The sequence below is a fragment of the Cellulomonas sp. genome (assembly GCF_035634735.1).
In the GTDB taxonomy this organism is placed as follows: domain Bacteria; phylum Actinomycetota; class Actinomycetes; order Actinomycetales; family Cellulomonadaceae; genus Cellulomonas.
Map to the genome: position 1 here is coordinate 1 of NZ_DASQCJ010000241.1, position 19,917 is coordinate 19,917.

At 78.7% G+C, this 19,917-nt stretch carries 15 protein-coding genes and 1 pseudogene; 5 read left to right on the forward strand and 11 right to left on the reverse strand.

Translation table 11 applies throughout. The features are described from left to right. The 3 genes and pseudogenes from VER05_RS19920 to VER05_RS19930 form a co-directional block, all read right to left on the reverse strand. Positions 1–553, reverse strand: a pseudogene (locus tag VER05_RS19920) (hypothetical protein); the annotation flags it as partial. A gap of 216 nt (positions 554–769) precedes the next feature. Next, entirely contained in the window at positions 770–1,972 is a 1,203-nt protein-coding gene (locus VER05_RS19925) for a D-alanyl-D-alanine carboxypeptidase family protein (protein ID WP_324847043.1), read from the reverse strand. 421 nt (positions 1,973–2,393) lie between these two features. Then, entirely contained in the window at positions 2,394–3,950 is a 1,557-nt protein-coding gene (locus VER05_RS19930) for a hypothetical protein (protein WP_324847044.1), read from the reverse strand. 297 nt (positions 3,951–4,247) lie between these two features. Here VER05_RS19930 and VER05_RS19935 point away from each other — a divergent pair, with 297 nt between their 5' ends. After that, positions 4,248–4,706: a universal stress protein gene (locus VER05_RS19935; RefSeq protein ID WP_324847045.1), complete on the forward strand. Its 459-nt coding sequence runs from the start codon at positions 4,248–4,250 to the stop codon at positions 4,704–4,706. Between the two features lie 43 nt (positions 4,707–4,749). Here VER05_RS19935 and VER05_RS19940 read toward each other — a convergent pair whose 3' ends face one another. Genes VER05_RS19940 through VER05_RS19950 form a run of 3 tightly spaced genes read right to left on the reverse strand, consistent with a single transcriptional unit; the run spans position 4,750 to position 7,042 of the window. Beyond that, positions 4,750–6,429 (reverse strand): RecQ family ATP-dependent DNA helicase, encoded by a 1,680-nt coding sequence (locus VER05_RS19940; RefSeq protein ID WP_324847046.1) that lies wholly within the window; start codon positions 6,427–6,429, stop codon positions 4,750–4,752. Further along, positions 6,426–6,668: a hypothetical protein gene (locus tag VER05_RS19945; RefSeq protein WP_324847047.1), complete on the reverse strand. Its 243-nt coding sequence runs from the start codon at positions 6,666–6,668 to the stop codon at positions 6,426–6,428. Before VER05_RS19945 ends, VER05_RS19940 begins: the two co-directional genes overlap by 4 nt. Before the next feature lie 23 nt (positions 6,669–6,691). Then, complete coding sequence (locus VER05_RS19950; RefSeq protein WP_324847048.1) at positions 6,692–7,042, reverse strand: hypothetical protein; 351 nt, start codon at positions 7,040–7,042, stop codon at positions 6,692–6,694. A gap of 164 nt (positions 7,043–7,206) precedes the next feature. Here VER05_RS19950 and VER05_RS19955 point away from each other — a divergent pair, with 164 nt between their 5' ends. After that, on the forward strand, positions 7,207–8,001 hold the full coding sequence (locus VER05_RS19955) for a glycoside hydrolase family 16 protein (protein ID WP_324847049.1): 795 nt from the start codon (positions 7,207–7,209) through the stop codon (positions 7,999–8,001). A 41-nt stretch (positions 8,002–8,042) separates the two neighbouring features. Here VER05_RS19955 and VER05_RS19960 read toward each other — a convergent pair whose 3' ends face one another. Both VER05_RS19960 and VER05_RS19965 read right to left on the reverse strand, forming a co-directional pair. Continuing rightward, positions 8,043–8,864, reverse strand: a complete 822-nt coding sequence (locus VER05_RS19960) for an SDR family NAD(P)-dependent oxidoreductase (RefSeq protein ID WP_324847050.1) — start codon at positions 8,862–8,864, stop codon at positions 8,043–8,045. A gap of 102 nt (positions 8,865–8,966) precedes the next feature. Continuing rightward, positions 8,967–11,093, reverse strand: a complete 2,127-nt coding sequence (locus tag VER05_RS19965; RefSeq protein WP_324847051.1) for a DNA/RNA non-specific endonuclease — start codon at positions 11,091–11,093, stop codon at positions 8,967–8,969. Between the two features lie 276 nt (positions 11,094–11,369). Between VER05_RS19965 and VER05_RS19970 the strand changes: the two genes are divergently transcribed. Genes VER05_RS19970 through VER05_RS19980 form a run of 3 tightly spaced genes read left to right on the forward strand, consistent with a single transcriptional unit; the run spans position 11,370 to position 15,711 of the window. Then, positions 11,370–13,472, forward strand: a complete 2,103-nt coding sequence (locus VER05_RS19970) for a caspase family protein (protein ID WP_324847052.1) — start codon at positions 11,370–11,372, stop codon at positions 13,470–13,472. Further along, the gene (locus VER05_RS19975; protein WP_324847053.1) at positions 13,469–14,347 is read left to right on the forward strand and encodes a hypothetical protein; all 879 of its coding nucleotides are present in this window, start codon (positions 13,469–13,471) and stop codon (positions 14,345–14,347) included. The genes VER05_RS19970 and VER05_RS19975 overlap by 4 nt, the downstream gene beginning before the upstream one ends. 53 nt (positions 14,348–14,400) lie before the next feature. Beyond that, a complete protein-coding gene (locus VER05_RS19980; protein ID WP_324847054.1) occupies positions 14,401–15,711 on the forward strand; it encodes an MFS transporter in 1,311 nt (436 codons plus the stop codon). A 49-nt stretch (positions 15,712–15,760) separates the two neighbouring features. Here VER05_RS19980 and VER05_RS19985 read toward each other — a convergent pair whose 3' ends face one another. From VER05_RS19985 to VER05_RS19995, 3 genes are all read right to left on the reverse strand, one after another. Beyond that, complete coding sequence (locus tag VER05_RS19985; protein ID WP_324847055.1) at positions 15,761–16,474, reverse strand: M23 family metallopeptidase; 714 nt, start codon at positions 16,472–16,474, stop codon at positions 15,761–15,763. 40 nt (positions 16,475–16,514) lie between these two features. Next, positions 16,515–17,039, reverse strand: coding sequence for an adenylyl-sulfate kinase (locus VER05_RS19990; RefSeq protein WP_324847056.1), 525 nt, complete (start codon positions 17,037–17,039; stop codon positions 16,515–16,517). 25 nt (positions 17,040–17,064) lie between these two features. Further along, on the reverse strand, positions 17,065–19,917 hold a 2,853-nt coding region (locus tag VER05_RS19995; protein WP_324847057.1), incomplete at its 5' end, for an ATP-binding protein.

The window sequence follows — 19,917 nt, forward strand, 5'->3', positions numbered from 1 at the left end:
GGGCGGCGGGGTCGCTCGCGGCGGGCACCGGCTGGCCCGGCGCGGGCGACGCGAGGGTGCCGACGCGGAGGAAGGGCCCGTCGTAGAACGCCGCGGACCGGTCGCCGGCCGGGCCGTCGCCGTACACCGAGTCCAGGTTGAGGTACGGCTGGCGCGCGTTGCCGAGCGCCTGCCGGACGGTGGCGGCGTCGACCGGGCGGAGCCCCGGGTCGGCGATCGCCGGCTGCTGCAGCCGCGGGTCGGCCGAGTCCTCGAGCGTGAGGTCGTGGTCGATGAACTGGCCCCAGTACGTGTACGCCGCCGGGATCGTCGACGGCGGCGCGGGGCTGGTCGCCGGCTCGGCCATGGCGCCGCCGAGCCGGCGGAGCAGCGCGATCACCTGCGGCGGGTCGACGGACGGCAGGTGGGCGTCGGCGTCCCCGACCAGGTCGGCGAGCAGGTAGCCGAAGTCCGAGGCGCGCGCCTGGCGCTCCAGCACCTCCCCGTGGCCGACGTTCTCGACCACCCGCCCGGCGACGGCGGGCGCGGCGGTCTCGGTCTGCGTGGCGTTCATGTGGCTTCCCCCTGGGCGGTGCCGGGCCGCGGTGGCTGCCCGGCCGGGTGGCGGACCCGCGCCGCGCGGTGCGGCGGGGCGGGCGGTCCGGTCGCCGCCGGGGGGTGCGGAGGCGCGGGCTGCGAGTCCGGCGCGACGCGGCCGACGACGGCGTCGGGGGCGGCGCGCACGCCGGGTGCGCGAGACGCCCATCACACCACCGCGCGCGCGGGGGGTTCAAGACCCCGCGGCGACCGGGGCGGGCTCGGGGGCGGCGGCCGGCGCGGCGGCGGGCGCGGGGGCGGCAGCGGGGCCGGCGGGGCCTCCGGCGGGCGGGGTGCCGGTGAACTCCCAGTGCCAGGGCTCCAGCGGCCCGGACCCGCCGGGGCCGGCCCAGGACGGGTGCTCCCAGCCGTGGCCGGGCCCGTGCTCGACCATCCACGCGTAGAGCGGCGAGTCGAACTGCCCGACCCCGCCGAACCCGGCGAAGTCCACCGCGACGCCCCAGCCGTGGTGCGACACGCCCGCCGGTGCCGCGAGGCCGCCCTTGGCCGCCTTGAGCGCCGCCTGCTCGCGGTACGTCCGGTACGTGCTGCCGACCGGCAGGTCGGTGCCGTGCTCCGCGCGGAACTCCGCGTTCAGGGCGACGAGCGCCGTGACCGCGTCGCAGCGCAGCCGAGCCCCGGGCGCGAACGGCACCGGGCAGAGCAGCGCCGGGTCGACCGTGCCGTCGGCGAGCAGGCCCGCCGGGTGCGCGCTCCCCGCCCCGGTGCGCACGGGCGCGGCGACCACGCGGCCGTCGAGCACCGGCAGGTCGGCCGCGGCCCTGGTCGCGTCGCCGACCGCCTGCTCGACCCGCTCGAGGCCCGCGGCGTCGCCCGCCGGGTGGTCCGACGCGACGGGCACGCTCCGCTCGACGGCCAGCGCGAGCCGGAACACCGCCCCCGCGGCGTCCCGCACCCGGAGCGCCGACGCGACCCGGTCCCCCGGGGTGGCGGCCGGCTCGGCCCAGGCGTCGGTGAGCCGCACGACCGCCGCGTCCATCCCGGGCAGGTCGGCGAGGGGGCGCGGCGACACCCGCAGCGGCTCGACGCCCGCGGCCGCGTCGAGCGCCGCGCGGGCGAGCAGCGCGGACGCGGCGGACAGGCCGGGCTCCTCGGCCGCGGTGCGCGCGACCCACCGGTCGCCGTCCGCGGCGGCGGCGCGCTCCGGGTCGAACCCGGTGCCGGTCGCGGCGGCCGCGGCCGGCACGGCGGCGCGCGCGGGCGACGCCGTGCCGGTGCCGCCGAGCGCGGGGGTGCCGGTGAGCGCGGCGCCGAGCGCGACCACCAGTCCCGCCCCGAGCAGCGACCGGCCGCCGGCCCGGGCGACCGCCGCGCCCCGGCCGAGCCGCGCGCGCCCGGCCAGCCGGTGGCTCGGGCGGCGCGGCGCTGACGGCATCGCGGGGGCTCCTGGGCGAGGCGGGTCGCTGGTCCGCGTGGGCGCGGCCGCCGGGGGTGCCGGTCCCGCGACAGCCGGTCGTGCCCGCGCCGCGAGCCGCGTCGCCGCCGACGCCCCGACCGGGGCGCCGGTGCCGCGCCACCCACGAGGTGCGCGCCGGTCGCGCCGGGCTCCTGCGCCCGGCTCCCGCCACGGGCGCCCCGATCCTCCGAGGCGTGCCGTCCCGCCAGCGTAGGAACGGCTCGCGGACGGTGTCAACGCGAACGAGTGACGCGGGTCACATTCGCCCGCGGTGCCGACCGGGCCGGACGAGCGGCGCCGTCCGCCGCCGCGGGCGCGCGGTTCCCGCGTCCCGGAGGCGCACGGTGACCGGTCCGCGCACCCGGGTCCGACCGGCCCGCGCGCCACCCGCGGACGGCGCTCAGAGGGCGTCGAGCGCCGCCTCCGCCGCGCGCAGCCGCTGGTCGGCGCGCTCGGCCTGCCGCGCGGCCGCCGTTCGCGCCGACCGCGCGTGCCGCACCTCGAGCCCGACCTCGCGGGCCTCCTGCTCCGCGGCCGCCAGCGCGGCGCGGAGCCGGTCGATCTCCTCCCGCGCGCGGGCGATCGTGCCCGCGAGCTCGTCGGCCCGGGCCTCGGCCCCGCGCAGCCGCTCGTCGGCGGCGTCGCGCGCGCCCCGGCGACCGTCGGCCTCCTCCCGCGCGAGGGCGAGGTCCTGCTCGGCCCCCGCGACCGCGGCGGCGCGGCGGCGCTCCCGGGCCTCGCGCTCGGCCTCGGCGCGGCGCTCCCGCTCGGCCTCGGCGCGGCGCTCGCGCTCGGCGCGGGTGTCGGCCTCGCGCCGTGCGCGCTCGACCGAGGCGCCGGCGTCGCGGCGAGCGCGCCCGTCCGGGGCGTCGGCCTCGTGGCGGTCGCGCCGCGCCCGGGTGGGTGCGGCGGTGCGCGCGGCGCCGACCGGCGCGGCGTCGGCCGTGGGCGCAGCGCCGCCCGGCGCGGCGTCGCGCCGGGCCCCGGAGCCGCGGGCCGCGCGACCGCCCGCCCCGTCGCCGCGCTCGGTACCCGGCTCGTCTCCCGCCACCCGCACCCGCCCGCGCCGCCGCCGGCCCGGGAGGGAGACGGTCTCGTCGCCGGCCCCTGGCTCGCCGCCCGCGCCCGCGTCGGGCACCTCGCCTGGTGCCGCGTCCGGCGCCGCGTCCGGCGGCTCTGCCGGCTCGTCCTCGTCCGCGACCCGCACGCGCCCGCGCCGCCCCCCGGGCGCGGCGCGCAGCGGTCGCTCCGGCTCCTCCTCCGTGACCAGCCGCCCGCGGCGCCGGCCCGGCCGGGAGGCCGCCGCGTCCCCCTCGCCCCCCGGGGCCGGCGCCCGGCCCGCGTCGTCCGGCACCGCGCGCAGCGGCGTCCGCCGACCCGGCGCCCCGGCGAGCGGCGGCGCGTCCGGCACCGCCACCGCGCCCTCGACGTCGACCGGCTCGAAGCCCGACGAGAACAGGTCCCGGACGAGCAGTCCCGTCGCGACCGCCGCCGCGGCGTCCGGGTCGCCCATCGCCGCGCGGAGCGTCGCCTCGACCTGGCCGCGCACCGCGCCGCCCGCCCCGCCGCCGAGCAGGTCGAGCGCCGCGTCCGCCGCCGCGCCGACCGCGCGCTGCTGCTCGGCGTGCAGCGCGCGCAGGTCCGTGCCGGCGAGCGCCGCCTGCGCCTCGCGGATCCGCACCCCGAGGTCCAGCAGCGCGCCGAGGTCGTCGGGTCGCTCGCGCGCGAGGAGGTTCACGGCGGCCGCGGCGGTCGACGGCTTGCGCAGCGCACCCACCACCCGGGCCAGGTCCCGGTCGCCGTCGGCCCGCGCGGCCCGGACCGCGGCCGTGCGGGCGGCGGTGAACTCGGCCGGCGGCACGCCGTACAGGCCCGCCGCCACCTCCGCCAGGTCCGCCACCGCCGTCCTCCCGCGCTCCTCGTCGTCCGGGTCGACCCCGTCGGCCCAGCGAACCACGCCACCAGCCCCGACGCCCCGCGTGCGCCGCGCGTCGCCGCCGCGCTCCGCCCGCGGTCCACGCCCACGCACCCGCCGCGCGGCGCGCGTCGAGATCGGCGCTCCGGTCCGAGATCGGTGCGTGGGAGCACCGATCTCGGCCTGAGCCACCGATCTCGCCGCCGGCGCCGCGCCGGACCGCCCGCGTCCCACGGCGCGGACGCGGGTGGTCCGGCCGGCGGATGCCGTCCGCGCGGCCCGCGGCAGCCGATAGCGTCAGGCCACCAGGACCGACGGGCGCGAGAGAGACGGTGCGGCGTGACCGGCCACCAGTTCGAGATCGGCCGCGACGGCCCCACCGCGGTCGTCGTGGGCGTCGACGGCTCCGACCCCTCGCTGCGCGCGGCCGCGTACGCGGTGGGCGTCTGCCGCCGGCAGGGCAGCCGCCTCGTGGTGGTCTACGTGCGCGAGCCCGGCGGCGGGGTGGCGTCGCTGATGGACACGACGGGCGCCGCGAGCGTCGCCGTCGCCGAGCACCAGGACGCCGTGGAGCGCGCGCTCCGCGACCCGCGGGCCCTGGCCGACGCGCGAGGCGTGCCGGTCGAGCTGGTGGTCCGCACCGGCGACCCGTACCAGGTGCTGTCGGCGGTGGCCCACGAGGTGCGAGCGGACAGCGTGGTGGTCGGGTCGTCGACCAGCATCGGGCACCGCATCGCGGGCTCGCTCGCCGTGCGGCTGGTGCGGAACGCGCGCTGGCCGGTCACCGTCGTGCCCTGACCGGTCGCCGTCGTCCCCTGACCGGGCGTGCCCCGACCGGCCGTCAGGCCGCCGACGCGCCCGGGACCGGCCCCGACGCCGGACGGAGCAGCCCCGAGTCGAGCGCCACCGCGGTGTCCAGCGTGACGTAGCCCCGCTCGGCGAAGAACACCGTGACCCGGTCCTCCTCCACGACCGACACCTGCCCCGCCCCCCACTCGGCGTGCTCGACGGCCTGCCCCGGTCGCAGCGGGGCGTCCTCGACCTCCACGGACGTCCCCGCGTCGCAGGAGTCGCACGCGCCGCACGGCCGGGGATGCTTCTCGCCCAGCAGCTCGAGCAGCAGCCGGCGCCGGCAGTCGGTGGTGTCGGCGTAGGTCCGGACCACCTCGACCCGCGTGCGCTCGACGGTCCGCCGCTCCTCCTGGCGGTCGGCCGCCGCGCGCGCCGCCGCCTGCGCGGTGAGCCCGGTGGGCGCCAGCGCGCCGCCGTCCTCCCGCCGGACGGCTCCGGTGTCGAGCAGCACGCCCAGCGCGCGGGACACGGTGCGCGCGGCCAGCCCGCTCGCCCGCACCAGCGCGCGCTGGTCCCGCGCGCCGTCGGGGGCCTCGGCCACGGCGTCCAGCACGGCCGCGAGGGTGCGCTGCTTCGGCACGCCGCCCGTGCGGAGGTACTGGTTGAACCCGAAGTCGTCGGGCCGGCTGACCAGCACCGCCCGGGCGGGCTCGCCGTCGCGGCCCGCGCGGCCGACCTCCTGGTAGTAGGCGTCGAGCGAGGTCGGCGGGCCGGCGTGCACCACGAACCGCACGTCCGCCCGGTCCACGCCCATCCCGAACGCGCTCGTCGCGACGACGAGGTCCTGCGCGCCGGACAGGAAGGCCCGCTCGACGGCCGCGCGCTCCTTCGTCGGCAGCCCGGCGTGGTAGCCCTGGGCGGCCAGCCCGGCCCGGCCCAGCGCCTCGACGAGCTCCTCGACGTGCGACCGGGTGCGGGCGTAGACCAGCCCGGCGCCGCCGGGGTCGTCCGCGAGCTCGCGGACCAGCGCAACGACCCGGTCGTCCCGCTCGCGCGGGGTCGACGCGTGGTGCGCCCCGAGCCAGATGTTGGGCCGGTCGGCGTCGTGCACGAGCACGCGGGGGTCGGCCATGCCCAGCCGCTCGACGATCTCGCCGCGCACCTGCGGCGACGCGGTGGCGGTGAGCGCGAGGACGCGCGGGCGGCCCAGCCGCTCGACGGTGCCGGCCACGTGGACGTAGTCGGGCCGGAAGTCGTGGCCCCACTCGCTGACGCAGTGCGCCTCGTCGACGACGACCAGCCCGACAGGCGCGCGGTCCAGCGCGTCGGCGACCGGCCGGCGCACCAGCTGCTCGGGCCCGAGCACGAGCACGTCGAGCTCGCCGGCCGCCGCACGGTCCAGCGCGGCGGCCTGCGCGCGCGCCCCGCGGGCGGAGCTGACGGACTCCGCGCGCAGCGCGGCCTCTCGCAGCCCGGCGACCTGGTCCCGCTGCAGCGCGAGCAGCGGCGAGACGACCACCGTGAGCCGCCCGCTCAGCAGCGTCGCGATCGCGTACACCGCGGTCTTCCCGGCCCCCGAGCGCGCGACGAGCAGGGTGTCCCGCTCGTGCAGCCCGTCGAGCGCGTCGCGCTGGGCCTCGCGCAGCACCGCGTCCGGGCCGAGCACCCGGCGCACGGCGGCGTCCAGGTCCGGCGCGTCGGCGCCGGACCCGTCGGTCGTCCGCGTCACAGGGTGCGGGCTCGGTTCAGGCCGATGAAGAACGCGCCGCCGCTGCACAGGATCCCGACCGTAAACAGCCAGATCTCGGCGGTGTCGACGGCGAGCCCCATCAGGTAGAAGCCGCCCAGGAAGAGGACGAAGCAGAACAGGAACAGCAGCACCCGCGCCGGCGGGGGCGGCGGGGGCTGCTCCTCGGACGCGCGGACGCGCTCGAGGTAGTCGTCGTCGACGGTGCCGCGGTCGGACACGGGGGCCTCCGGTGGTGGTGCGCTCAGCGGCGCGGCTGGGCGGGGTTGGTGGGCACGCCGTGGGACGGCGGGTTCTGCGGGGGGCCGGCCGTCTCGGGCGAGGCCGCGCTGCCGCCGGCCGGGGCCGGGGCGGCCTCGGCTGCGGGGGCCGCCGCGTCGCCGGACGACGGGCGCTGGCCCTCGGCCAGGTCGAGCAGCCGGTGGTCGAGGATCTGGATCACCGCGACGCGGTTCGCGTGCGCCTCCTCGTAGCGGCGCAGCAGGTCGATCTCGTCCGCCTCCAGGCTGCGGATGCGGTGGCCGAGCGAGCCGATCGGCAGGTGGTCGTAGTCCGGCACGGGCAGGTCCTCGCGGCGCACGTCGTCGTCGGTCATCCGTCCTCCCGGGGTCCCGGCGGCGCCGGGTGCGACCGCCGCTGCCGACGCTAGGCCGGGCCGCGGGGGCCTGCCACCGGAGGGCGGCCGGACCTACGATCGACGGATCCGCGGACCGCGCCGCCGGACCCCGCACCCACCGCCCGCCGACACCGGAGCACCCCGTGCCCGCACCCCACGACCCGCCAGGCCCGACCGCCGTCGACGAGCGGTTCGCGACCGCCCCGGAGGACCGCGGCTGGACCCTGGCGTACCTGCCCGCCTGGAGCTCGCGCGCCGCCGCCGCGGCGAGCGCCCGCACCGGACCCGAGGGCCTCCACCTGACGATCCCCGCCGACCACCCGGTGTGGTGCCCGGGCGACCACGAGCCGCCGCTGCGGGTCTCGGCGGCGCAGAGCGGGTCGTGGTCGGGCCCGGTCGGCAGCACGCGCGGCCAGCAGCCGTTCCGGCCGGGGCAGACCGTGCGCGAGGAGCAGCCCGCCCGGTGGGCCTGCACGCCGCGCGCGGGCCGGGTCGAGGTGACCTGCCGCGCGACGGTCGGGCCGGGGTCGATGTTCTCCGCCTGGCTCGTCGGCGTCGAGGACGTCCCGGAGCGCAGCGGCGAGCTCTGCCTGGTGGAGGTGTTCGGCGACACCCTGGGCACCGACGAGGACGGCATGCCGACGGCCGCGCTCGGCTCCGGCGTGCACCCGTTCCGCGACCCCGACCTCCGCGAGGAGTTCTCCGCGCCCCGGACGGCGGTGGACGTCGCCGCGTGGCACACCTACGCGGTCGAGTGGCGGCCCGGCCGGGCGGTGTTCGCGGTGGACGGCGTGGTCACCCGCGAGCTCGCCCAGGCGCCGGGCTACCCGCTCCAGCTCATGCTGGGGGTGTTCGACTTCCCCGAGCAGCCGCACGGGCCGGGCGCGCCCGCGGTGCCCGAGCTGGTGGTCCGGCGGGTGCGGGTCGTCCCCGGCTGAGGCGAGGGTGCGGCGACGCGGCGACGCGACGCCGCCCGGCGTCACTCCCCCGGGTCGTCCGGGCGCCCGCCGTCCAGCGGCTGCGTGAAGCCCGCGTGCATCGCGGCCTTGGCCCGGTCGGGCAGCACCGCGGCCGCCGCCGTCTGCAGCCGGGCCTTGAGCGAGCGGACCTCGACCTTGTCCGTGCCCGCCATCAGCCCCTCGAACGCCTGGTCCGCGACGTCGGCCGGGTCGTCCTTCGGGCCGCGCCCGACGGGGGTGTCCGTCATGCCGGCGCGCGCGAAGAACTGCGTGTCGGTCGGGCCGGGCAGCAGCGTGGTGACGGTGACGCCGGTGTCCGCGAGCTCGTGCCGCAGCGCCTCGCCGAACGACTGCACGAACGACTTCGACGCGGCGTAGGTCGCGTACCACGGGCCGGGCATCAGCGCCGCGGTCGACGCGGTCAGCAGCACCCGGCCGGCGCCGCGCTGCACCATGGCCGGCACCAGCGCCTTGGCGAGCCGGACGGTACCGACGACGTTCAGGCCGATGACCGCGAGGTCGCCGTCGAGCGGGGTCTCGACGAACGGGCCGCCCGCGCCCAGGCCCGCGTTCAGGGCGAGCGCGTCGACCGGGCGGCCGACCGCCCGCACCGCGTCGACCAGCTGCGCCACGCCGTCCGCGGTGCCGAGGTCGGCGTGCACCGGGCGCACGGCGTTGCCGGCGGCGGTCAGCGCGTCGGCGGCGAGGGTGATCTGCGGCTCGTCGGCCGCGACCACGAGGTCGAAGCCCTCGGCGGCGAACCGGCGGGCGAGCTCGAGCCCGATCCCGCTCGACGCCCCGGTGACGACCGCCAGCGGGCGGATCGCGATGTGCTCGGTCATGGATCGGCCTCTCGTCCGTGCGCGGGCGGCGCGGCCGCACCCGCCCGTCGGACGCTAGGTCGGGCGCGGGTGGGCCGCCACCGGGCGGCGGGCGCGGGCCGGTCAGCCGCCCAGCACGATCTCCCCGTAGGTCCGGAGCTCGTGCGCGGCCACGGTCGCCTCGACGGTCCCCAGCGGGTCGGCGGCGGCGTACGGCGACAGGTCGAGGCCCGTCAGCGCCCCGATCATCGAGACCGGCACCTGGAAGGTCCGGTACGCGCCGAACGTCGCCTCCGCGAGCACGCTCGGCAGGAACGCGTCCTGCCCGAGCACGTACCCCGTGACCACCAGGCGGCCGCCCCGGTCGACGACCGCGACCACCTTCCAGAACTGCCGCGGCAGCAGCACGCCCCGGTAGGGCGGGTCGTCCGGGGCGAGCACCGGGCCGGCGAGCACCGAGATCCGGAGCCGGTCGCGGCGGGCCGTGCCGAGCAGGTACTCCTCCAGGCCGAGCCACAGTGTCGAGCCGGCGTTGAAGGCGTGGTGCTGCGGCGCCGAGTTCGTGTAGTGGAACGTGTCGTCGTTCGCCGCGCGGGCCAGCGGCCCCCACGACGGGTCGAGCCGCCGGACCAGGTGGCCGCGGTCGAGCGCGTTGTCCGCGTACACCGCGGCGCCGGTCTGCTCCTCGCGCGGCAGGCGCGGGTCGAGGATCCACCGGTCGTCGCTGCGCGGGCGGGCGTCGGTGTGCGCGCCGTCCACGTTCACCGCCGTGCACAGCGCGAGCCGGCGCGCGCGGTGCATCACGACGCTGAAGTGGTGGTACCGCAGCTCCGCGGAGGCGACCGGCGCGTTCAGCCCCGGGGCCGGCAGCGGCAGCGGGACGCCGAGGAAGTCCGGGTCGTAGCCGCCGCGCGCGGCGTAGTCCGGGTCGATCGCGAGGGACTCGACGGCGGTCGTGGGGGCAGCCGGTGGCGCGGGCGACGCGGTCGGGGCGGGCGCGGACGTCGCCGGCGCGCCGCCGGTCCCCGGGCCGCCCGCGTCGCCCGCGGGCCGGGCGTCCAGCGCCACCCGCACGGTGAGGCGCAGCGGGACCTCGACGACGCCGCCCGCCGTCCCGGTCGGGTCGCCCGCCACCGCCGCCGCCGCCGCACCCGCCGCGGCTCCGCCCGTCGCCCGCGCACCCGGCGCCCGGGCTGCCTCGACCCCGCCGTGCGGCGTCGGCGGGTCGTCCAGCGCGTCGACCAGCGCGCGCCGGCCCGGGTCGAGCGGCAGCCCCGCCAGGTGCCGCAGGATCCGGCTGATCCGGATGCCCTCGTTGAGGGAACCCGCCCCGCCCGGCGACGGGTCCGGCACGCTCGCGTGGTGCAGCGCGACGACCTCCCACTGGTCGTTGAACACCGGCGACCCGGAGGACCCCGGCTCGGTGTCGGTCACGTAGTGCAGCACCTCCTCCGGGATGTCGACGAGCCGGTTCTCCCGCAGCGCGACCTCCTTCCGGCGCGCCGCCGGGTGCTGCACGATCGTCACCGACTCCCCCACCACGACCGTGCCCTGCGCGTCCGTGAGCCGGCACCAGCCGAACGGCGCGGTGCTCGCGGGCGCGCCGGCGACGGCGACGAGCGCGAAGTCCAACCCGGGGTCCGCCGCGAAGAAGGCGCCGGGGTCGAGCCCCACCTCGACGACCGGCAGCGGGTCGCCGTCGAGCCCGCGCTGGAAGTCCAGCTGCAGCACGCTGCCCGCCGCCACGTCCGCGTCCGGCAGCACGTGGTGGTTGGTGAGCAGCAGGTGCGCCGAGACGAGGAACCCGGTGCCGAACCCCGCGGTGCGGCCGTCGGCGCCGCGGATCACGACCCGGCCGACCGTCCGCTGCGCGACGAACCCGCCCTCCAGGTACCGCGCCTCCAGGAAGTCCGGCTGGTTGATCACCTTCTCCAGGAGCACCTGCGGCGCGACGGGCAGGTCGAGGCGCTCGGCCGCGTCCGCGACCAGCGCGGGCGCGGGCGCGTCGGCGGGCACCGTGTCCGGGTCCTGGCCGGTGCGGAACCGGCTCACCCGGTCGACGCGGCGCGCCACGCGCAGCGGGTCGTTGGCCTCGGCGATCTCGCCGCGGTCGACGCGGTCGATCGCGGGGACCCGGACCTCCGCCCGCTCGCGCGCGCGGCGGGCGGCGAGCTCCCGCTGGTACTCCTCCTGCGCCCGCAGGCGCTCGGGCAGGGTGGTGGCGCCTCCCGGCGCGGTGACGGAGTCCATGGGTCCGGTCCCCTCGGGCGGACGACGCGGCGGGCGCCCGGCGCTCCGGGCGGGTGGCCGGGCGGGGCGGGCGTCGTCGTCCGTCCCCCGCCCGGCGGACGGGACGCTGGGGGGACTTCGACGCTAGCAGTGTGACTCACGCCACACCAGGGCGCCGCGAAGCCTTGACGGGCACCCGCGCCGGTGCTGCACTCGAAGGGTCCGCGCCCCGGACGACGGAGTCGAGATGGCCGCCCGCCCACACCCGTCAGCCACCCGACCGGTCGGGTGAGCAGGGTGGCGCGCGCGCTGGTCCTCGTGGGCGTCGCCCGCACCGGCGGCCGGTTCCCGGAGCTGCCCGCGGTGCCCGGCGCGGTCGCGGCGGTGCGCGCCTGGGCCGCGGAGCAGGGCGTCCCCGACGACCTCGTGCTCACCTTCACCGACGACGACGGCGCGCCCGTCACCTCCGCCGCGGTGCTCGACGGCGTGCGCAGGCTCGTGGACCGCGGCGACGTCGACCAGCTCGTCGTCTACTTCAGCGGGCACGGGATCAACACCGGGAACGCCGAGTTCTGGCTGCTCACCGGCGCGCCCGAGGACGGCAGCCAGGCGGTGAACGTCTCGCTGACCTCGTGGTTCGCGGAGCGGCTCCCGGTCCGGCACGTCGTCCTCGTCTCGGACGCCTGCCGCACGGCCGCGAGCACCGTGCAGGAGCTGAGCGTGCAGGGCGTCGCGGTGGTCCCCAACCTGCCGCCGAGCGGCCCGGCCGCCGCGGTCGACGTGTTCTACGCCTGCGCGCTCGGCGACCCCGCCTACGAGGTGAAGGACCCCGCGGCCTCGGGGGCGGCGTACCAGGCGCTGTTCACGTCGGCGCTCGTGGGGGCGCTGCGCGGGGACCACCCGGCGCTCGTGACGCCGGGGACGGGGCCGGGCGCGGGCGGCGGCGCGGGACCGGAGGCGGGCGGCGGCGCGGCGGTGGGCGCGGGGTTCGGGCTCGTGCAGCCGTGGCCGCTCAAGCGGGCGCTGCCGGACCTGGTCGCCGAGCGGCTCACCGCCGCGCACGCGCCGCTCGACCTGGCGCAGACGCCGGACGCCCGGCTGTCGTCGGACCCGCTGGACGCGTGGCTGTCGCGGCTCGAGCCGTGGCCGCTCACCGCCGGTGCGCGGGTTGCGGCCGGTGCGCCGGGGGCGGCCGGTGCGCCGGGGGTTGCGGGAGCCGCCGCGGCCGGCACGCCCGAGGTGGCGCCCGCCGGGGCCGGCACGTCTGAGGTGGCGCCCGCCGAGTCCGGGACACCCGAGGCGGCGCCGATCACCCCCGCGCCCGCCACCTCCGCGCCCACCGCCCGCGCCGCCGCCGCCGAGGCCGCCGACCGCCTGGTCCTCGGCCTCGCCGTGGGCCTCGCGGCCGGTGCCGGCGGGCTGCCCGCCGCCGCCGTCGGCGCCACAGCTCCCCCGCCGTCCGCCCCGCCCGGGGACGGCGCGCCGGCCCCCGCCGCGCCGCCCGCCCCGGCGCCGCCGCCGGCCGCCACCCCCGCCCCGGCGGTCCCCGCCCCGGCGCCGCCGCCGGCCGCCGCCCCCGCACCCGCCGTCCCCGCCCCGGCCCGCGCCCCCGACGTGGAGATCGCCCCGCTGCCCGCCGCGGCGCGACCGGGCGGCCCGCTCGTCGTGGTGCAGGGCGACCGCGCCCTCGCCGTCGTCCCGGTGTCGCCGACGGCCGTCGTCGTCACGTTCGCGTCGGGCGGCTGCGCCGTGCTGCCCACGCTCCCGGGCCGGGTCACGCTCGCCACCGTGGAGCGCGGCTGCCTGGTCGACTGCGCCCTGCCGCGGGCGCCCGGGGCCGACGGCGGGCCGCCGCCGGCCGGGGTGGACGGCGCGGTCGCCCGCCGGGCGCTGGCCGCCGCGTGGTCCCGGTTCGGGCTGCGCCCGGACGACGAGGACGACGACGAGGACGGGCACGCCGGCGACCCCGGTCGCGCGGGACCCGGGGCGGCCGCCGACCCGGGCCGGGCGGAGCGCCGCGCCGTCGCGGTCGACGCCGACCCCCTCGCCGCGCTCTACCGCGCCTGGGAGCTGCACGACCGCGGCCGGCGCGCGGCGATCGCGGACCTGGCGACGCCCGGGTCGGCGGGCGCCCGGCTGTTCGACGTCGTGCTGCTGGCCTCGGGTCCCGACCCGCGGCACGACGACCGCCCCGTCGACTGGTCCCGGCTCCTGACCCCGGTGCCGCTGCTGTCCCGCGGCTGGCCGCTGCTCGCCGCGGCGCCGCCGGCCGTGCGGGACCACGCTCTGTCGTTCCCCGCGCGGCTGCCGTCGCACTGGACGCTGTTCGCCGCCGAGAACGCCGCGCGCGTCGCCGAGGTCGCCGCGGCCGCACCCGCCCGACCCGAGGAGGAGCCATGAGGACGCTCGTGCTGGTGCACGGCCGGGCCCAGGAGCACAAGGACCCGCTCGCGGTGAAGCGCGAGTGGCTGTCCGCGCTCGACGAGGGGGCGCACCACGCCGGCCGGCCGCTGGACCTGCCCGACGACCGGGTCCGGCTGCCGTACTACGGCCAGACGCTGTTCGACCTGGTCTCCGGCGACGCCGAGCACGCCGCGGAGGTCGTCGTGCGCGGCGCGGACGTCGGGCCGGACGCCGAGACGCTGTTCGTCCGGGAGGCGCTGCTGGAGATCGCGGAGCGCGCCGGCGTCGCCGAGGACGCCGCGCGGGAGGCGGGCGCGGACGGCCCGGTCGAGCGCGGCCCGATGAACTGGCGCTGGGTCCGGGCGACGCTCACCGCGCTCGACCGGCTGCCCAACGTCAGCGCGTGGTCGATCGCCCTGGCCACCCGGGACGTCTACCAGTACCTGCACAACGTGCGCGTCCGGGACACGATCGAGGACGGCGTGCGGCAGGCGCTCGACGGCACCGACGGGGCGGTGGTCGTGTCGCACTCGCTGGGCACGGTCGTCGCCTACAACCTGCTGCGCCGCGAGGCCGCGACCCGCGGGTGGCAGGTCCCGCTGCTCGTGACCGTCGGCTCGCCGCTCGGCGTGACCACCATCAGCCGGACCCTGCGTCCGGTGTCCTGGCCGGCGCCCGTCGGCGCGTGGTTCAACGCCTACGACCCCGACGACCTGGTCGCCCTGCACCCGCTGACGGCGCCCTGGTTCCCGGTCGACGGCGTCGACGACTACGGCAAGGTCGACAACCCGACGCCGAACCAGCACGGCATCGCGGGCTACCTGTCGGACGCCCGGGTCGCCGCCACGATCCTCGACGCGCTGGACGGGTGAGCCCGCGGAATGCGGTCGGCGCGCGGCCGGGCGCGGGCTAGCATCTCGCCCTTGTGAGCCGACTCGTCCAGACCGTCCTGCCGGCCCGGCTCGGTGTCCCGTTCCGGTGGCTCATCGCGTCGTCCTGGACCAGCAACCTCGGCGACGGCATCGCGATGGCGGCGGGCCCGCTGCTCGTGGCGTCGCTGACCCACGACGCGCGCCTCGTGGCGCTCGGCGCGACCGTGCAGTGGCTGCCGCCGCTGCTGTTCGGGCTGCTCGCCGGGGCGCTGGCCGACCGGTGGGACCGCCGCCGGATCGTCCTCGTCGTCAACTGGGTGCGGGTCCTCGTGCTCGGGGTGCTGACCGCGACCATCGGCACCGGCCACGCGTCGATCGTCCTGGTCCTGGCCGTGCTCTTCGTGCTCGGGACCGCCGAGGTGTTCGCCGACAACGCCGCGCAGACGTTCCTGCCGATGCTCGTGCGCCGGGACGACCTCGCGCTCGCGAACTCCCGGCTGCAGACCGGCTTCATCACCGTCAACAAGCTCGCCGGGCCGCCGCTCGGCGCCGCGCTGTTCGCGGCCGGGGCGGTCTGGCCGTTCGCCGGGCAGGCGGTCCTCGTCGCGGCCGCGGCCCTCCTCGTCGCCCGGATCGTCCTGCCCGCGGTCCCCCGCGACCCGGACCGGCGGAGCCACCTGGGCCGGGACATCGCCGAGGGCTTCCGGTGGACGGTCCGGCACCCCGCGGTCCGCACGCTGGTGCTGACCATCTTCATCTTCAACATCACGTTCGGCGCCGCCTGGTCGGTGCTCGTCCTGTACGCGACGCGGCGGCTCGGGCTCGGCGAGATCGGCTTCGGGCTGCTCACGACCGTCAGCGCGGTCGGCGGGCTGGTCGGCGGCGTGCTCTACGGCTGGATCACCCGGCGGGTCAGCCTCGGCAACCTCATGCGGATCGGGCTGATCGTCGAGACGCTGACCCACCTCGGCCTGGCGCTGACCCGGCAGGCGTGGGTGGCGATCGGGATCTTCTTCCTGTTCGGCGTGCACGAGCTCGTCTGGGGTACCACGTCGGTGAGCGTCCGGCAGCGGGCCGTGCCGCGCGCGCTGCAGGGCCGCGTCGGCAGCGTCTACACCGTCGGGGTGTTCGGCGGCCTGGTCGTCGGGTCGGCGGTCGGCGGCGTGCTCGCGGAGCACTGGGGCGTGACCGCACCGTTCTGGTTCGCGTTCGCGGGGTCGGCGCTGTTCGTCGTGCTGATCTGGGGCCAGCTCCGGCACGTCGCGCACACCGACGAGGCTCCGGAGCCGCTCCCGGAGGACGACGCGCCCGAGGAGTCGGCGCGGGACGTCGCGGGGCCCGCCGGCGGGACGCACCCGCACTGACCCGGCGGGGCCCCACGTCGAGGTCGGTGGTTCGCGCCGAGATCGGTGCCTAGAACCACCGATCTCGAGCAGAACCGCCGACCTCGGCCCGCCGGACGACCGCGCCCTCCGGGGGGACCGCGCTCGCGCGGGGAACCCACGTGCCGTCCGCAGCCCGCTCGCAATAGGACGCGAACGCGATCGGCAGGCCGCGCGCACGCTCGGGGTCGGGGCCGTCCGTCGCCTGCAGGTGCACGTGCGGCTCGGTCGCGTTCCCCGAGCAGCCGCACGCGCCGACCGGCTCCCCCGCCGCCACCGGCTGCCCGACCCGCACCCGCACCGACCCCGCCCGCAGGTGCGCCACCGCCACGCACGCGCCGTCGGCCCGCGCCACGACGACGTGGTTGCCCGCCACCGCGGCGACCCCCCGGCGCAGCCGGCCCCCCTGCCCCAGCGCGTACGGCAGCAGCGTCACCGGCGAGCGGCGGCCGCCGTGGTCGGGCTCGCCGTCGTGCGCGCGGACCACCGTGCCGGCGACCGGGGACAGCACCGGTCGCCCGAACCCCACGAACCGCTCCGGCGGCTCGACCGCCAGCACGGTGCGCCAGTCGACGACCCGCGCCGACCGCCCGTCCGGGTCGGCGCCGACCAGGTCGATCGCGTACCGCAGCCCGAGCAGGTCGGTCCCGTGGCTCGGCACCCGGCGCGCGGGGCTGTTCTCGACCCGCCAGCACCCGTCCCCGGGCAGGTCGAGCACGACCACCTGTCCCGCGCCGTCGCCCACGGGCCCACCTCACCGCACCGACGGCCCCCGCGCGAGTGCCTCAGGCCTCCCAGCCCGAGGCCGCCGCGACCGTCGCCGCGAGGTCCGCCACCGTGCGGCCGTCCGTCGCCACCCGCGTCACCCACGGGCCGGCCGCGCGGTCCAGCAGCTCCGCCGCCGCGGCCGACCGGTCCAGGTGCGCCCGCAGCTCCGACCCGACCTCGCGCGCCCCGAGCCGCTCCCGGATCGTCGGCGCCGACGCGGTGAGCAGCACGCCCGACACCCGCGCCCGGCCGCCCAGCGCCCGGGTCACGAGCTCCCGCTCCAGGACGCTGACCGTGTTCACGTACACGACGCGCCGGTAGCCGGCCGCCGCGTACACGCCCCACACCGCCCGGAGGTTCGCCTCGGTCAGCGCCGTGCCGCGCGGGTCCGACGGCGGCTTGGGGTAGGCGGCGTCGAGGTTGTCGCCGTCGACCAGGCAGTGCGCGAGCCCGGAGCGCTGCCAGCGCGCCGACAGCTCGAACGCCACCGACGACTTGCCCGAGCCCGACCGCCCGGCCACCAGCAGCACCTCCGGCTCCATCGCCGCGCCTCCCCGGCCCGCCGCGTCAGCCGGCCGCGACGTCCGCCGCGACGCCCGCGACCGGCTTGGTCCGCGACCGGCCCGCCGTGTCCTTGAGCACCACGTACTTGAGATCCACGTGCGGCTCCAGCGCGCTGAACTTGTCGTTGGGCGCGCCGATCACCAGCTGGAAGCCGAGCCCGCGCCACGCGCCGATCGCGCGGCCGGTGAACCGCGCGTCCGCCTTGATCAGCGCCTCGTCGAGGAACACCGGCGCGTACCGCGGGCGCGGGGCCCCGGCGTCGCCGAGCTGGTACCGCAGGGCCGCGCCGACGATGAACGCCACGAGCTCCTGCGACTCGCCGCCGGACTTCTCGCCGATGTGGTCGTACAGCGCGACGTGGTTCCCGTCGAGGTCGACCTTCTCGGCGCTCAGCCGCACGTGCCGGCGGACGTCGACCAGGTCGGCGAAGTCCGGGGACGTGCGCCGGATCCGGTCGATGACCTTCGCCATGCGGTGGTACCGGCGCTCGCGCTCGGCGTCCGACGCCTCGGTGGCCAGCAGCTCGTTGAGGTCCTTGAGCTCCTTGCGGAACCGCGCCACGACCGTCGACTGCGTGTCCCGGGCGTCGATCCGCAGCCGGTGCTCGTCGTCGGCGAACGGCAGGTCCGCGAGGATGTCGTTGACCGGCTGGATGCGCTCCTTGATCTCCCGGACCGACCGGCTCAGGCCGTGGTGCAGGTCCGTGAGGTCGTTGCCGGACAGCCGCAGCAGGCTCTTGCGCCACTCGGCCTCGAGCTCGTGCAGGCCGGAGGTCTCCAGCGCCCCGAGGATCCGCGCGAAGTCGGCGTAGGAGGCGTCCGGGTCGGTGCCGAGGTTCGGGTCGGGCCAGCGCTCGACGAACGTCTCGAACGTCCGGCGCAGCGCCTCGCGTGCCGCCCCGATCGTCTGCTGCGCCGCGAGCAGGTCGGTGCGCAGGATCTCGTTCGCCCGCGCGACCGTGCTGTCGAACGCGGCGAGCGCGGCCGCCGGAGCCGGGCGCGCGCCGCCACCACCCGTCCCCGCGCCCGCGGACCCGCCCAGCAGCGCGTCCAGGTACGCCCGCTGGTCCTCGCCGACCGTCACGCCGGCGTCCTGCGCCTCGTCCAGCGCGAGCTGCGCCGCGTCGACCTCGTCGGTGATCGTCGACCAGCGGCCGCCGAGGTCCTCGGCGGAGCCCTTGGTCCGGCCGACCTCCTCGGTCAGGTCGCGGATCGTCTTCTCCAGCTCGACGACGCGCTGCTGCAGCCGGGTCACCTCGGGGTTGCCCGAGGTGACGTCCTCGATGACCGTCGCCCAGCGGGCGCGCTCGGCCTCGACCGCCGCCACGTCCACCTGGTCCCAGCTCACCGCGTCGAGCTGCTCGTAGGCGCGCAGCTCCACGTCGTGCGCGTCCAGCCGGTCCTCGGCGGCGCGCACCTGGCGCTCCGCGTCGTCCAGCCGGGCCTGCGCGGCGGCGATCTGCTCGTCCAGGTGCGCCAGGCGCCGGGTGTTGGTGAACCCGAGGACGTTGGCGCGGCCCTGGCCGCCGTGCGCGCCGCGGCGCCCCTCGGACACCTGGCCCGACCGGGTCAGCGCCTTGGGGTGCTGGGACAGCTCGCCGGGCGTGTCGACGCAGACGAACGCGAACCGGCTCGCGAGCTCGCTGCGCAGCCAGCCCGTGAACGGCCCGTTCCGGAAGTCGAGCCGGCCCGGCAGCGTCCGGGAGTCCAGCGCCACGTCGGAGCGCAGGTCCGTGGGCACGCCCTCGAACCGGATGCGGCGCGCCGTGGGCACGGCGTCGATGGCCCGGCGGAACGCCGTCACGTGCGCGGCGTCGATGAGCAGCAGCGTGGCGAACCCGCCCAGGGCGAGGTTGAACGCGTCCCGCCACGGCTCGTGCTCGGTGCGGACCTCGATCAGCTCGGCGACGAACGGCAGCTCCTCCGGCGTCAGCCCGGCGGCCTCCGCCAGCGCCGCGCGCGCCCGGTGCAGGTCGCCGGGGATGTTGTCCTGCCGGCGGGCGACGGCCTCGCGGTCGGAGCGCAGCACGGCCAGGTCGACCCCGGCGGCCTTCTTCTCCGACATCGCGGTGCCGAACTCCGCACGGGCCTCCGACTTCGCGTCGCCGTCCGCCTGCGCGGCGCGCCCACGGGCGGCCAGCGCGTCGAACTCCTTCTCGCTCGACACCGAGCTGCCGAACGCGGTGCGCAGCACGTCGTCGAGCCGGCCGCGGGCGCGGGTCACGCGCTCGAGCCGGTCCTCGGTCGCGACGAGCTCGCGCTGCGCGGTGGCCAGGCGGTCGCCGCCCGACGACCACAGGGTCTCCCGGACGCCCTCGAGCTCGGAGCGCGCCGCGGCGATCCGGCCGGTGGTCTCGGCGGCGCGCTTCTCGGCGTGCTGGTGCTCGCGCCCCAGCTCCTCCTCGACGGCGCGCAGCAGGCCGAGCCGGCGCTCGTGCCGCCAGAGCGTCGCGGTCGACCGGTCGTCGTCGAGTGTGCCGACCCGGTCGATCACCCGCAGCCGCTCGGCCGCCTCGTCGAGCGCCGCGCGGTGCTCGCGGATCGGCTCCAGCGCCTTCACCTGCTGGCGCGCGGTGATCATCTGCTCGCGGGTGCCGGACAGCTTGTCGAACTGCTCGACCACGGCGTCGGCCGTCGCGAACGTGCTCGGCTCCTCCAGCACCATCGCCTTGTACAGCGCGTCGACGGTGGTGATCTGCTGGCCGGCCTGGATCCTGCCGAGCAGGGCGACCGCCTTCGCGCCGTCGCCGGTCGCGCCGATGCCGAGCGTCGAGTGCAGCCGGGCCGTGAACTCGCGGTCGGTGTCGAACGGCGTCAGGCCGGCGGCGGTGAGCACCGGGCGTGGGAACCGGTCGGC

What these genes read in the sequence shown, in the direction of transcription:
- VER05_RS19925 (WP_324847043.1), bottom strand. Translation starts at nt 1,972, where the DNA reads ATGCCGTCAGCGCCGCGCCGCCCGAGCCACCGGCTGGCCGGGCGCGCG.
- VER05_RS19950 (WP_324847048.1), bottom strand. Translation starts at nt 7,042, where the DNA reads ATGACCGACGACGACGTGCGCCGCGAGGACCTGCCCGTGCCGGACTAC.
- VER05_RS19960 (WP_324847050.1), bottom strand. Translation starts at nt 8,864, where the DNA reads ATGACCGAGCACATCGCGATCCGCCCGCTGGCGGTCGTCACCGGGGCG.
- VER05_RS19965 (WP_324847051.1), bottom strand. Translation starts at nt 11,093, where the DNA reads ATGGACTCCGTCACCGCGCCGGGAGGCGCCACCACCCTGCCCGAGCGC.
- VER05_RS19975 (WP_324847053.1), top strand. Translation starts at nt 13,469, where the DNA reads ATGAGGACGCTCGTGCTGGTGCACGGCCGGGCCCAGGAGCACAAGGAC.
- VER05_RS19990 (WP_324847056.1), bottom strand. Translation starts at nt 17,039, where the DNA reads ATGGAGCCGGAGGTGCTGCTGGTGGCCGGGCGGTCGGGCTCGGGCAAG.